This window comes from Dyella sp. Tek66A03 (assembly GCF_052567735.1).
In genome coordinates this window covers 3,231,401-3,244,918 of the sequence record NZ_CP199584.1, presented here as the reverse complement: position 1 = coordinate 3,244,918, position 13,518 = coordinate 3,231,401, and the positions used below count along the sequence as shown (strand labels likewise).

The following is a 13,518-nucleotide window of genomic DNA, read 5'->3' as shown; positions in this document are numbered from 1 at the left end:
AGTCAGGGCACCTTGCCCACATAGATAACGGTGTCGTAATCGAAGCTGATGCGGCCGTCCTGCGCGCAGCTGTCGAACAGCTCCCGCAGGGCGTGCATCATCGGCTCATGGGAGGGGTGGCCGGTGCGCGGCGCGTACGACGATGACATCAAGCGTCCGCTCAGTGCATCGAAATCGAGCATCTGGCCGTGATCGAAACGCCCCATGCCGAGGTAACCCGCACCGAACCATGCACGCATATGCGGTTCGTCGCCGTAACGTTCGGCAACGCTGGTGTAGTCGGTGCCGTATTCCTGCAACAACGCTTCGTACCCTTCCAGGAACGGCGTACCCATAAGGCGGCGGGAGTTCCAGACGATGGCGGCCAGGCCGTCCGTTTTCAGGATGCGCTTGAACTCGCGGCGGGCCGCCTCCTGGTCAAACCAGTGGAAGGCCTGTGCCACGATCACGAGATCGATGCTGGCATCATCCAGGCCCGTCGCGGTCGCATGGCCATCCACAGTGCGAAAGCGCGCGTTGTCGCCCAGCCATTGCTCGGCGGCTGTGCGCATGGCTTCGTTCGGTTCAACCGCGATGACGCGATAGCCGCCGTCGAGAAAGAGCTTGCTGGAAATGCCGGTTCCCGCTCCCACGTCAGCCACCTGCCAGTGCGGGTTGACGCTGTACTCGCGTTGCAGCCATTCAAGCATCGCGACGGGATAATCCGGACGGTAACGCACGTAGTCGGCAACGCGGTCGCTGAAGCGTTCGGTGGGTTTGAGGTCGGTCGGTTTGAAATCGGTCATGGTGTTCATCCCGACAACAATTGGCCGCCATCCACGCACAGCGTCTGGCCGGTGATCCAACTGGCGAAGGGCGATGCAAGGAACAAGGCAGCGTGGGCGACTTCCTCCGGCTTGCCATAGCGGCCGAACGGAATCTTGGCCAGCGTCTGCTGGTAGAGCTCCGGTGCATCGCTCTTGCGACGATCCCACAGGCCGTCCGCAAACTCGATGGAGCCTGGCGCGATCGCGTTGACGCGGATGCGGTGCTTCGCCAGGGAAAGCGCCTGCGACGACGTGTACTGGCTCAATGCGGCCTTTATCGCCGCATACGGCGCGCCACGCACGGTCGGATGGAACGCGGCGATCGACGAGGTGTGCAGGATGCTCGCGTGCGTTGACGTCTTCAGATGCGGCAAGGCAGCGTGAGAGGCGCGTACGGCCGCCATCAGGTCAACCTGGAAGCCGGCCAGCCAGCCAGCGTCGTCATCGTTGAAACCATAGCCGCTGGCATTGTTCACCAGGACGTCGATGCCGCCGAGTACTTCCGCGGCTTCCCCGACGTAGGACTTGATCGCTGCGGCATCCGCAAGATCGCAGCGGCGCGTATGCGCCGTGACGCCGTAAGCCGCGATGGCGTGGCGCACTTCATCGAGTGCCGCTTCGCCCCGCGCGCAGACCGATACCGAGGCACCGGCCTCGGCGAAGGCGAGCGCGATGCTGCGGCCGATGCCCTTGCTGCCTCCGGCGACGACAACGCGGTAACCGTGGAAATCGCAGATGGGACGCAGAGGAAGAGTCATCGTGGCAGCGTAAGGTGGGCCGGTTAGTGCGTGTGAAGGAAGATGGAAAGCGAGGCGAACAAGAGCAACAGGAGCACCACGCCGTACAGCGTATAGGCCAGGGCCTGGGCTACCTTGGCCAGGCCGGCGCCATGCAGCGTTCCCTCGGAGACGCGAATCTTCTTAAGCGCCACCCGTCCGCCTACCGAAGCGATCACCGCGCCCGCCAGCGGCAAGGCAATGAAGTTCATGACATTCAGTGGCGCCAGCGCCATGCCCATCAAAGGCAAAAGCGTCCATGCCAGGATGCCGAAGATCAGGCTGACGATAGCCAGCGTACTGATGGTGGATGCCGTTTGAACCGGTCGTGCGTCTTCCATCGTTACAACTCCTGTCGTCGACGTGGGTGCGCTTGCGGATCATGGTTGAGGCAGGCGCACCCTGGAAACTACCAGGATGCGCCGCGACAAGTCTTACAGATCGAACTTGATGCCCTGCGCCAGCGGCAGCGAGTTGGAGTAGTTGATGGTATTGGTCTGGCGGCGCATGTAGACCTTCCATGCATCCGAACCGGATTCGCGACCGCCGCCGGTTTCCTTCTCGCCGCCGAACGCGCCGCCGATTTCCGCACCGGACGTGCCGATGTTGACGTTGGCGATGCCGCAGTCTGAGCCGGAAGCCGAGAGGTACTGCTCGGCCGACTTCAGGTTCTGCGTGAAGATGGCCGAGGACAGGCCCTGCGGCACGCTGTTCTGCAGGTCGATCGCTTCGTCGAGCGTCTTGAACGGGATGACATAGAGGATCGGCGCAAAGGTTTCCGTCTGCACCACCTCGTCGCTGTTCTTCACGCCGGTGACAAGGGTCGGCAGCACGAAGTTGCCCGGGCGGTCGCTGAGCGCCGCACCGCCGGTGCGCACCGTGCCGCCGGAGGCTTTGGCCTTGTCGACGGCGCCGAGGAACGCCTGCACGGCATCCTTGCTGTTGAGCGGTCCCATCAGCGTGGTGGTCAGGGTCGGGTCGCCGATCTTGCCTTCGACCTGCTTGTAGGCGGTGACCAGCTTGTCGGTCACGTCGTCGACGATCGACTCATGCACGAACAGGCGACGCGTGCTGGTGCAACGCTGGCCGGCCGTGCCTACGGCGCCGAACACGATGGCCGGAATGGCCAGCTTCAGGTCCGCGCTCTCGTCCAGGATGATGGCGTTGTTGCCACCCAGTTCCAGCAGCGAGCGGCCCATGCGCTTGGCAACGCGCTCACCGACTTGGCGGCCGACCTTGGTTGAGCCGGTGAAGCTGATCAACGGAATGCGGTGATCGTCCACGAACTTCTGCGACAGCTCGGTGCCGGCGTCGTTGAACAGGAAGAAAATGTCCGGAAAGCCGGCGGCGTTCAGCGCTTCGTTGCAGATCTTCATCGAGGCGATGGCCGAGAGCGGCGTCTTCGGCGAGGGCTTCCAGATGCAGATATCACCGCAAATGGCCGCCAGAAACGCGTTCCAAGCCCACACCGCGACCGGGAAGTTGAACGCGCTGATGATGCCGACCAGGCCCAGCGGCTGGTACTGCTCATACATGCGGTGGCCAGGGCGCTCGGAGTGCATGGTGTAGCCGTAGAGCATGCGGCTCTGGCCCACGGCGAAATCGGCGATGTCGATCATCTCCTGCACTTCGCCGTCGCCCTCGGGCTTGATCTTGCCCATTTCGAGCGCGACCAGCGAACCCAGGGCATGCTTGTGCTTGCGCAGCGCTTCACCGCACAGGCGCACGGCTTCGCCGCGACGAGGTGCCGGGGTCGTACGCCAGGTCTTGAAGGTCTCCTGGGCGCGCTTGACGATGATGTCGTAGTCCGCCGCGTTGGAGGCGTAGACCGAGGCGATGACTTCGCCGGTGGCCGGATTCACCGGCTGCAAGGTGCCAGCGTCCGTGGTCTTGGACCATTCGCCCTGGCCGAGATACGTACCCGATTGCGAGTTGCCGAGACCGAGTGCGGTGAGGATTTCGTGGGACATGCTTGGCTCCAGACCAGGGCGCTGGGGATCGGCGCCGGGAAGAAAACGCCCATTCTAGCAGGCGGGTTTCCGGGGCGGATCGCAGGGGCGCTTGATCCAGCGGCAGCGCCAGGAGGGGCAGGCGGCCAGCGGGCGGGCGCCAACCGAAGGGAGCGGTTGGCTCAAGGTAGCGAGCCGCCCCGTCGAAAGGCGGCTTGGTCTAGTACCGGTCATCCAAGCTGCCGTGGGGCCCAGGGCGGAGCCCGACTTCCGGGGCGGCGAGGCAAGCCATGGCGATCGCGATTGCCAACGCCTACCCACCGTCGGCGTGTTCTTGCTCCATCCGGGTGCCTGATTGGCTGCCAGCGGCAGGTGCTGAAGGCTACTGTGCGCTACGTCACATTATCGGGACCGTAAGTCATTGCGCCGGCGCGTCCTATTGGGATGGGCTAGGATAATGGCGCTTAAATCACGGTCGGCGCATTCGTAGGGGACGTCGCCAGCCTAACGGGTTTACGCGTGCATGCTGGCGTCGATAAGCGAGTCCATCACGGGGTGGAGCATGGGGAACCGTCTAGGGTCGAGCATGTGGCTGCGCTATGTCGCGGTGTCGCTGGCATTCGGGCTGGGCGGCGTCTTGTTCCGCTACCTGTCGATTCGGCATTGGATCATTCTCAGCGGCTTTCATGTAAGCGTGTTGCTGCTCACCCGCTATCGGTACTGGCCGGCGCTCCTGGCGGGCGAGGTGGCCCGCCTGGCCTATATCAGCTGGACCTGCGTCGATCAGTTCGGGCTGACCTGGTCCCTCTTGAATCTGCTGCCATCCATCACCTTCATCATGCCCGTGGTGTACGTATGCCGCGAACGCTGGCACCTGTTTCCGACACGCACGACGGTGCACATCGGTGTGCTGCTTTCCACGGCGTTGCTGGCAGCTGCAATCATCACGCTCAATACGCTTGGGATGATCGCCGTCACGCCGTTTCCACCGGGCTATGTCGTTCATCCGGGCGAGGTTGCCGCCCAGGTCATGCTTGGCAATTACCTCGGCACCCTGACCATCGCGCCGTTCGCCCTGCTGCTCCATCAGAAGCTGGCGGTTGGGTCCTGGCGTCATCTCTGGCGTAGGGTCGGCGAGAGCCGTCTGGTGTTTGAAAGTGTGTTTCTGGCAACGCCTGTGTTGTTGCTGCTCGTATGGGTGGGGCTCGATCAGCCCGCTACTCGCCAATTCACCCAAGTGGCGATGTTCCTGCCCGTGGTGGCCTTGGCACTTCGGCATGGTTGGGCGGGCGCGGCCGTAGGGGGCAGCCTGGCCAGCGTGGCCCTCATGGTGCTGATGCCCCAGCGCAACGATCCCAGCACCTTCCAGGCCGAAGTGGTGATCGCGTTTGCCATTTCCACCATGTTGCTGGTGGGAGCCCGCATTGCCGTGCTCGATCGGCGCGCGGGCAACGAGCGTATCGATGTGCGTCAGGCGATAGCGCTGGCGCAACGCAACGTGCAGACCGGCGAACTGCAGCTGCTCATGACCTCGCAAGTGCTGGAGCAAATTCGCGAGACCGTGCATGCCACCTGCGCCATGATGCTGGCGAGCATGCGGCATTTGGCGCCGGCTTTCGATGAGCGCCATTACCGTCGCCAGGCCTTGATCGCGCAGGACCAGCTCTATCGCTTGGCCGACAGCCTCTATCCCGTTGCCTGGCGGGAACGTGGCTTGCCGTCGGCCCTGCGCGAAGGAACGATTCCTCGCGTCCTGGGCGAGGTAGGCATCGGCTATTGGTGCGACCTGCGGGGGCCGCTCAACCTGCTGCCGCCGGCGATCCACATGGCGATCTATCGCATCACCTGCGAAGCCGTTTCCGAGGCTTGCGCGCAAAAGAACATCAGCGAGATCGACCTGCGCTTGCGCTGCGGCGAGCATCAGGGGCGCAGTTGGGTCGTCCTGCGCATTGGTTTCCGTGCGAACGCCGAGCACGTTGCGCGGATTCGTTGGGAAGAGCTGCTGCCGCGCGTCGTGCTGCGCACGACCAGCGGACTGGGGCGTCAGGCCATCGAGGATCGGGCGGCAACGTTCGAAGGGCAGGTACGCGAGCGGATGCTGCGCGATAGCCGACGGATCAGTGTGATCCTGTATGCCCCGTCAACCGCTGGCGGCGTGTGACGCTGCCAGCGGTTGTGGTCTGCTTTACTGATTGCGGATGTTGCAGTCGATCGGGTCGCAGCCCATTGCGGTGGCAATGAGCGTCACCGTGCCGTCGGTCTTCGGTGTTGCCGTGACTTGCACGGAAGTGTCCTGATACACCGTTGACGGCTGGGCAGCAGGAGCGGCCCCGGTGGAGACGGCTGCCGGCTGTTGCGGCGTGGAGACCAGCTGCGCGAACGCACCGATGGGCAGGGTGATGAACTGACCATTGGACGTGCCCACGGCACCCAGCACGTTGCCGTTGAGATCGTTGATCTGGACATATTTGATGCCCCCCAGCACGAACACATAGGCGTGCCAATTGGGGCTGGCACTCACGTCGGTCGTGTTCGGCCAGGACTGTCCGAGTCCCGTGGCCGGGGGTTGGGCGAAGGCCGTCCCCATGAGTCCGAACGACAACAGCCCTGTGAGTGCGAGGCGGCGCAAACCAACCTTCGTCATGATGAATCCCCTCTTAAAGTGGCGGTAGCGCCCCCTTTGGCGCTGTAGGAATGTAGCACCCCGGATTGACCTAGATCGTGCAAGGTCCGTGATTCGTCCAAGTCGATCCAGGAATCGTCTGCTCCGCTGCCGATACGCGTCGGGTATCACGCCGCGCGGTTTCGCTTTCTCCATCGCCCCGTTATCCTTCGTGGCTTGGCCCCGTAGCTCAGCTGGATAGAGCGACGCCCTCCTAAGGCGTAGGTCGCCCGTTCGAATCGGGCCGGGGTCACCATTTCGAGGCCTGGCGCAAGCCGGGCTTTTTTTTGGCTCTCTTGGTTTGGTGCCCGTCCGTGCCGGGTGCTTGCCGGCCTTCCACGATCGTCGGATCGCCAGTGGCGCCCCGGCTTTCAAGCGCTTGCCGGCTCTGACGTGAGTGGGCGCGAGTGCCGCGCTATGCTTCCCGCTGCCGAGGTCGCGTCCATCCCTCGAGAGGAGGCCATGCCCGTGCGGCGCCACTCACGCTCCCGTTTTGTTCGTGTGCTCCTTGTTGTTGGCATGCTCTTACTGGTGCCGTGGTCCTCTCGCGTCCATGCCGCGGACCTCCAGCAAGCGGTTTACGAGGGCACCCTGGGCAATCAGCGCGTAGGCTTGATCCTGATCATGGACGGCGGGCGCATCGCGGGCGGCCGTTATTACTACTTGCGGCATCTGATGGATATTCCGCTTATCGGTGAGCGGAAGGCCGGCAGTATCACGCTGCGCGAACCTGCTGCCACCTTCACCCTGCATTTCGTAGGCAATGGCAGTGAGCAGGGCCATGCGCTCGACTTCGACAACAGCGTTGGCCTGGAAGGTACATGGAGCAACGGCACCAAAAACCTGCCGGTGAAGCTGGATGGTGGCGGGCTGACGCCAGCGGCGCCGGAACATCGCTGGTATCAATCGATAACTGATCAGACCGATGAGGTTTTCGAGGCACGCAGCAAGGGCTTCTACGCCGCCGTGCTCAAGGGTGACAGTGGCGAGGCGGCCCGCTACGTCCACTTCCCCTTGCGGGTGAATACCGGGCCCCGTACGTACGAGTTGATCAGGAACCGGCAACAGCTTGCCGCCGCCTGGCCCGGCATCTTCACGCCAGACTTCCTGGCGGCGGTAAGCGATGCCTCGCCACATGCGATGGCCGTCGTCCAGGGCTACGCCATGTTGGGCGATGGCCTGGTGTATTTCAGCGATAAAGGCGCTGAGGTAGTGAATCTACCGTAGTTGTCAGGGAAGCTAGGGGCAGAGCCGGCATGCATGCAGTTAGAAGCGGTTCCTAGGCTTCGCGATGAATCAGGCGACCACCCGCGTGGTCGAGATCGCGCCTGGCGTGGTTGGCTGGAGCAGCAAGCACGGCAACGCTAACGCGGGAAACGCAGAAATGTTGAGCAGGTGCTAACGACAAGCGGATGTCGCACCAGGATTGGGTGCACCTATCCCGTCAGTGAACCAGGCCGTGTTCGCGGGCGTAGTTGTAAATATCGAGATCGCTACGCAAGCCGAGCTTGCTCATGGCGTCCATCTTTTGACGGCTGATCGTTTTCACGCTGCGATTGAGTTGGATGGCGATCTCCGACACGGTGATGCCCGATGCAAACAGGCGCAGTACCTCCGTCTCGCGTTTGGAGAGGGTGGGATGTGCCGCGGAGGCTCCTCCTGGGCGTGTGGCGTCCAGCGCCCTCTCGATACTCGTGCTGACGTAGTAGCGATCATGCGAGACAGCCTGGACAGCCAGCATCAGCTCGGTAAGCGCGTCAGATTTGTTGAGCAAGCCGCGCACGCCCGTCGCGAGGATGGAGCTGAGCACGCCCGCGTTACTCACCATGGTAAGTACGATGATAGGTAGGTCTGGCCATCGCCGCTGGATCAATCCAAGCATGTTCAGGCCATCGGCGAGCTGGCCGCCTGGCATGCTGAAATCGGTAATCACCAAATCACACGGCCGTTGGTCGAGGGCGCCGAGCAACTCATCAGGCGAGCCCACATCGACGATCACGGCGACGTTCGAGCTGCCCTCGAGCAGCATGCGTACCCCGCTACGCACGATAGGGTGATCGTCGGCCAGAATGATGCGTAAGGTCACGGTTCCCCCCGATAACGCCGGCTTAGCCACAAGGGTAGCTGATTCTGCATTGCAACAAATTGCGAAAACCCCTACGTAGGCGTAGGTCATGTTGAGACAATTCTGATGGAGGGTACTTCGGCCCCCCATTAAGCTTTGGCACTTCGCGAGCACGTTCGGCTCTTGAGCGCACCCATGAACGCAAACGTCGGCTCTTGCGGTAGCAGGCAAATCAACTCCCTGTCGCCCCCGCGGGGAGTAAAAAGTGGGCCTTGGGCAAGCTGGCTGAGATGGCTGATTCTGTCATGGTCGCTAGGGGTGTGGGCGACTGCTGTCGCAGGTCAGGGTGAGGTCGCACAAACTAGTGCGGCATCCACTGACAAAGGGGTAACCAGTAATCCGCTCCGCTTTACGCCGGAGGAGGAGGCTTGGCGGGACCGGCATCCCGTGATGCAGGTGGGTGTCCTGGCAGGTGACCATTTGCCCATGGAGACCTGGGTAGCCGGTCGGCCGGCCGGCTTCGGCGTGGACTATGCGCGACTATTGGCCGGGCGCTTGGGCATGCGCCTCGAATTTCGTCCGTTTACGGAACTGGATGCGGTCGCCTTTGGCAACCCGGCGGAACCGCCGCCGTACGACCTGCTGCTCGGTCAGGTGATGAGCGAGGTGGGGGAGGGGCGCTTCGATTTCCTGACGCCCTATGAGACCGGGCCGCTGATCCTGGTCGCTCGTAAGGGCGATGAACAAATTCGCGACGCGCGCGATCTGAAGCACACGCGCATCGTCATCGAGCGACCGTATCGCAATTTGGCCGTCCAGTTGGCAGGGCGCTACCCGCAGGCAAACCTGGTATTCGCCAGCGACGGCCGCCAAGCGCTGGACATGCTGGTGGCTGGCCAGGCCGATGCGTATCTCGGCACTCCGCTGGCGCGGGTACGAACGCTGTTGAGCGAGCGCGAGAGTGAGGATCTATCGGTCCTGACGCCGATTGATTTGCCGCCGATATCCATCGGCCTGGCGATACCGCGTGGGCGTCCCATGCTTGTGCAGCTCCTGCGCAAGGCGGAGGCCAGCGTGACAGCCGACGAGCTGAACAGCCTCCGTGAGCGCTGGGGACTGCAAAGCGATGCCAATCTCCTCGCTCCGAAGGCGAGTGGCTTGAGTGCGGACGAGCGGGCGTTGTTGAAGGCGCTGCCACCGCTGCGCGTCGGTTTCGAGATCGATCGCAATCCGTACACGTATCTCAACGGCCAAGGGCGCCTTGACGGTCTCGCCGCGGACTATGTGCAGATTCTCCAGCAGGAGCTGGGCATCCGCATCCAGCAGGTTCCCGCGAAGGATTCGGACGCGTTGCAGCGCTTGGTCCGCGCCAACGAGGTGGACATGGTGGCGGCCGCGATGCCGGAAGACTTCCGCATCGAGGACATGCTTTTTAGTCACCCCTACGAGCACTTTCCTGAAGTCATCGTGGCGCACGCCAGCAATCGGGCCATCGCTGGCCCCGAGGATCTCGCCGGCCGTACGGTCGCGGTACGCGAGGAAGCCTCACCGCGGCTTCGGCTGCGTATGCCACTTAGCCACTTATTGCCAGTGGGCAGTAATGAGGCTGGACTGGAATTGGTGGCGTCGGGCAGGGCGGACGCTTATATCGGCACGCTTCCGGCCATCGACATCCTGATTCGCAACCGCTACACGGCATTGCGGGTCATGGGCCCGGCTGGCGATGACCAGGATTTCACGGTGGGGCTCAACAGGCGCTACGGTCAGCTGATGCCGCTGATCAATCGCGTGCTAGCGGCAGTGAAGGACCAACAGCGGATGGCTATCCGCAGTCGTTGGTTGACCACGGAATACCACTATGGCGTGCCCTGGAAGTGGGTGCTGCTCGGCATACTCGTGGCCGTTGTCGTGCTCGCGATCATCGGCTTCGCGTATACGCGTCTGCGTCGCCTCATGCACGCACGGCAGCTGGCGGAGCGGGAGCTCGCGATTCAACTGGCGTTCCAGCAGGCCTTGTTGGAATCGATTCCTTACCCGGTGTTCGTCAAGGACGCAGAGGTGCGCTATATCGCCGTCAATCGGGCCTACGAGACGATGTTCGAATGTTCGCGCGCCGACCTGCTCGGGCGGACACTGATCGAAACGCGACATGCCAAGGACGTGGACACCGAGGCTCTGCATCGCGCTGACATGGAAGTATTGAGCCAGGGTGGCGAAGTTCGCCGCGAGCTGTATTTGAGCACCTCGGAGGAAGCCACGTCCGCGCGCGACGTACTGCTGTGGCTACACACTTTCTCACGCGGGCCCGACCAAGGTACCGGCCTGCTTGGGACGCTCGTCGACGTGAGCGATTTGCGCAAGGCCGAGGCACGAGCGCTCGCGTCCGAGCAACGTCTCATCTATACCAATGAAACCCTGCCAGGCGTCGTCACGCGCGCCCGCTTTAGCAGAGATGGCCGGGTCAGCTACGACTACGTCGGTGGTCAGACCGAGGCACTGTTTGGCCTGACTCATGAAGACTTCCTGCAAGGGCGTCGTCGCGCCTTGGATGTGACCCTGCCCGAAGACCGCCCTTCCGTGGAGCGGATTATTGAGCGACTGCTGGAAGGCCAGGGCGGTCAGGTAGCGGAGTTTCGAACCCAGACGCCAACCGGCATCCATTGGGTGCGAACCTCGTTTGGCCAACCCCGCATGGATGACCAGAACACGGTGTCTTGCAGCGTTTTCTCCAACGACATCACGGCAGAAAAGGAACAGGCGCAGGCACTCCTGGAAGCCAAGGCAGCGGCGGAAGCGGCGGTTGCCGCCAAAGGCGCGTTCCTGGCCATGATGAGTCACGAGATCCGCACGCCCATGGCTGGTGTGCTGGGCTTGATCGAGTTGCTCGACAAGACGCCACTGGATCGCGAGCAACTGCATATGGTCGAGATGGTGCACGACTCGGCCGGGGTGCTGTTGCAGATTTTGGATGACATCCTCGATTTCTCCCGTATCGAGGCGGGTCGGTTGATGTTGGACATCCATCCTTTCGATCTGCGTGCGTTGGCCGACGGCGTGCTCGGTCTTTTTGCTGCACGTGCGCAGGAGAGAGGCGTGCGCTTGTACGCCGTGCTCGATTGGCGGCTCGCGGCGGAATACCAGGGTGATATGACGCGCGTGCGGCAGATCATCACCAATCTGCTTAGCAACGCGCTCAAGTTCACGGAGAAGGGACATGTCGAGCTACGCATGGAACTGCTCGGCGAATCCGCGGAAGGTCATCGCCTGAGCATCGCCGTGATGGATACGGGCATCGGCATCTCCGAAGAGCAGCTTGGACGACTGTTTCACCCCTTCGTTCAGGCAGAGATATCCACGACCAGGCGCTACGGTGGCACTGGCCTCGGGCTGAGCATAAGCAATCAGCTCGCCCATATGATGGGTGGCGAGGTGCGGCTGACCAGCGCGGTGGGTTTTGGCACGCAGGCCATTTTCGAAGTCCTGCTTCCGGTACAGCGTGCGCTCCAGCCTCAGCCGGCCATGGCCGGGAAAGCTGCGCTGCTTTGTACGCGTGATCTCATGCTTGAACGCGAACTTTCCAATATGTTCTCGGCCATTGGCATGAGCGTCGTCGGCGCCGATGCGAACGACCTGCGTGACTTCACGGCGAACGACGTCGACTTTTTTGCGGTTGACGCGGATCTGGCGCGAAGTGGCATGCTGCCAGATGGCGCTCGCGTGATTCAGCTGATGGACTCGCCCGATCCGCGCGGCTTCTACGTGGATGATGGCCAGGTGATGCTCAGTGGTCGCCCCTTGCTGTGGCGGTCCGCGCTGGACGCATGTCACGCCGTACTCGGATTGGCCATGCCGCAACGCTCGGCTGCCCCGGGCGCTGTCGCGGTCACCCATGCGGCCCGCATCCTCGTGGCGGAAGACCACCCGACCAATCGTGCTGTCATCAGTCGACAGCTGGAGCGGCTTGGCTACGCCCATACGATGGTCGAGAATGGGCTGCAAGCGCTCGAGGCGTTGGCCAGCGAGCACTACGATTTGCTCATTACCGACTGCCATATGCCCGTACTCGATGGGTTTGCTTTGGCGCGACGTATACGCGAACGCGAGAAGGGCGGCGCCAGTCGACTTCCGATCGTCGCGCTGTCGGCCAGCGCTTTGCCGGAAGAAGTCACCCGTTGCCGTGCAGCGGGCATGGACGAGTTTCTCGCCAAACCCGTCAAGCTGGACGATCTTGGTGCCATGTTGTCGGCCTGTCTGTCGCATATGCCGTCGGAGAATCCGGTCGTCACGGCGAGCAGTGTCGATGTGGCAAACCACCGTATTCGCGCGCTGCTGGAGGTATTTGGCTCCGCGCAACAGGTCAAGCAAGTGTTGCGTGGACTTCTTGACGCGAGTCGGAAGGACCTCATGGCGCTCGATCAGGCCGTGCAGCGTGATGACGGTGAATCCCAACGCGACATCCTGCATCGCATTCATGGTGCGCTTCGCTTGCTTGGTGACGAAGCCGATGAATTCGCCGGCGACGGCGCAACGCAGCGCCAGGAGCTGGTCCGTCGTCTCGACGCCCTGGAGGCACTGCTGGGCGAACTCGATCGCGACGATCTCAGCGGCGGTGCCGAGAGAGGTTAGTCGGAGAAGCGTCCAGGCTTCGCCTGAAGGCTCATGCACTGACAACCCATGTGCAGTTTTCGGAGGCTTCGCTGACGCCATCGCCATACCACCGTGCATCGAGGCAGAGTTGTGGCAGAGGGGTCGACGTCGTCAGCTGTTGCGATGGCGACTCTGGCGGGAGTCATGGTTCTTTATTTTCTTGCGAACGGGGCAGTCACGGTCCGTGACGGCGAGCTAATTCGCGCAGGCTGCCGACCAGATAGCCTGCAAAGAAAGCGCCTGGAAGCAAGGAAAAGGCGAGTAGCACCAACATCAGCAGGCTCCCGTGATACTGATTTCTACTCTATGCGCTGGTCTTCGCCGACGACATCAGACAAATCCGAAATATGCCGCGCTTCCTATAAGAGAAGAGCGATAGGCAGGCCTTGATCAGCAGCAACGCCGAGGCCACGTTGGCGCGTAGCCATCAGATCCGGATGAACTCGCTATCGCCTATAGGCGTATGCGCGCAGACGCGAAGTTCGTTGCTGATCGTGGTGACGAGCTGGGCAGCACGGCGTGTACCAACGACGCATCCCTCGCGTGCTTGTTAATCACGATCTCGGTCGCCTGCTGCACCATCTGGTTTCTCCGACAGCGCGAATCGCCCGCA

General features: G+C 62.5%; 9 protein-coding genes and 1 tRNA gene. 4 read left to right on the top strand and 6 right to left on the bottom strand.

Annotated elements, in window-relative coordinates; all coding sequences use genetic code 11:
* Window positions 1-2 precede the first annotated feature (2 nt).
* The 4 genes from ACT01B_RS14405 to amaB all read right to left on the bottom strand — a co-directional run bounded on the left by ACT01B_RS14405 (window position 3) and on the right by amaB (window position 3,552).
* On the bottom strand, window positions 3-785 hold the full coding sequence (locus ACT01B_RS14405) for a class I SAM-dependent methyltransferase (protein ID WP_445143925.1): 783 nt from the start codon (window positions 783-785) through the stop codon (window positions 3-5).
* A gap of 5 nt (window positions 786-790) precedes the next feature.
* Window positions 791-1,564, bottom strand: a complete 774-nt coding sequence (locus ACT01B_RS14400; RefSeq protein ID WP_445143924.1) for an SDR family NAD(P)-dependent oxidoreductase — start codon at window positions 1,562-1,564, stop codon at window positions 791-793.
* A 23-nt stretch (window positions 1,565-1,587) separates the two neighbouring features.
* Complete coding sequence (locus ACT01B_RS14395; RefSeq protein WP_445143923.1) at window positions 1,588-1,923, bottom strand: hypothetical protein; 336 nt, start codon at window positions 1,921-1,923, stop codon at window positions 1,588-1,590.
* Between the two features lie 93 nt (window positions 1,924-2,016).
* Entirely contained in the window at window positions 2,017-3,552 is a 1,536-nt protein-coding gene (gene amaB, locus ACT01B_RS14390) for an L-piperidine-6-carboxylate dehydrogenase (protein WP_445143922.1), read from the bottom strand.
* Between the two features lie 541 nt (window positions 3,553-4,093).
* On the opposite strand from amaB, the gene ACT01B_RS14385 reads away from it, so the two are divergent.
* Window positions 4,094-5,692, top strand: a complete 1,599-nt coding sequence (locus ACT01B_RS14385; RefSeq protein WP_445143921.1) for an MASE1 domain-containing protein — start codon at window positions 4,094-4,096, stop codon at window positions 5,690-5,692.
* 24 nt (window positions 5,693-5,716) lie between these two features.
* On the opposite strand, the gene ACT01B_RS14380 is transcribed toward ACT01B_RS14385, so the two are convergent.
* The gene (locus ACT01B_RS14380; protein WP_445143920.1) at window positions 5,717-6,175 is read right to left on the bottom strand and encodes a hypothetical protein; all 459 of its coding nucleotides are present in this window, start codon (window positions 6,173-6,175) and stop codon (window positions 5,717-5,719) included.
* 197 nt (window positions 6,176-6,372) lie between these two features.
* On the opposite strand from ACT01B_RS14380, the gene ACT01B_RS14375 reads away from it, so the two are divergent.
* Together ACT01B_RS14375 and ACT01B_RS14370 are read left to right on the top strand one after the other, a co-directional pair.
* Window positions 6,373-6,449: transfer RNA gene (locus ACT01B_RS14375), tRNA-Arg, on the top strand.
* 263 nt (window positions 6,450-6,712) lie between these two features.
* Window positions 6,713-7,420 (top strand): hypothetical protein, encoded by a 708-nt coding sequence (locus tag ACT01B_RS14370; protein ID WP_445143919.1) that lies wholly within the window; start codon window positions 6,713-6,715, stop codon window positions 7,418-7,420.
* 217 nt (window positions 7,421-7,637) lie between these two features.
* Here the strand turns inward: ACT01B_RS14370 and ACT01B_RS14365 are convergent, their stop codons facing one another.
* Complete coding sequence (locus ACT01B_RS14365) at window positions 7,638-8,369, bottom strand: response regulator (protein WP_445143918.1); 732 nt, start codon at window positions 8,367-8,369, stop codon at window positions 7,638-7,640.
* Window positions 8,370-8,744: 375 nt separating this feature from the next.
* On the opposite strand from ACT01B_RS14365, the gene ACT01B_RS14360 reads away from it, so the two are divergent.
* Window positions 8,745-12,884 (top strand): transporter substrate-binding domain-containing protein, encoded by a 4,140-nt coding sequence (locus tag ACT01B_RS14360; protein ID WP_445143917.1) that lies wholly within the window; start codon window positions 8,745-8,747, stop codon window positions 12,882-12,884.
* Window positions 12,885-13,518: the final 634 nt, after the last annotated feature.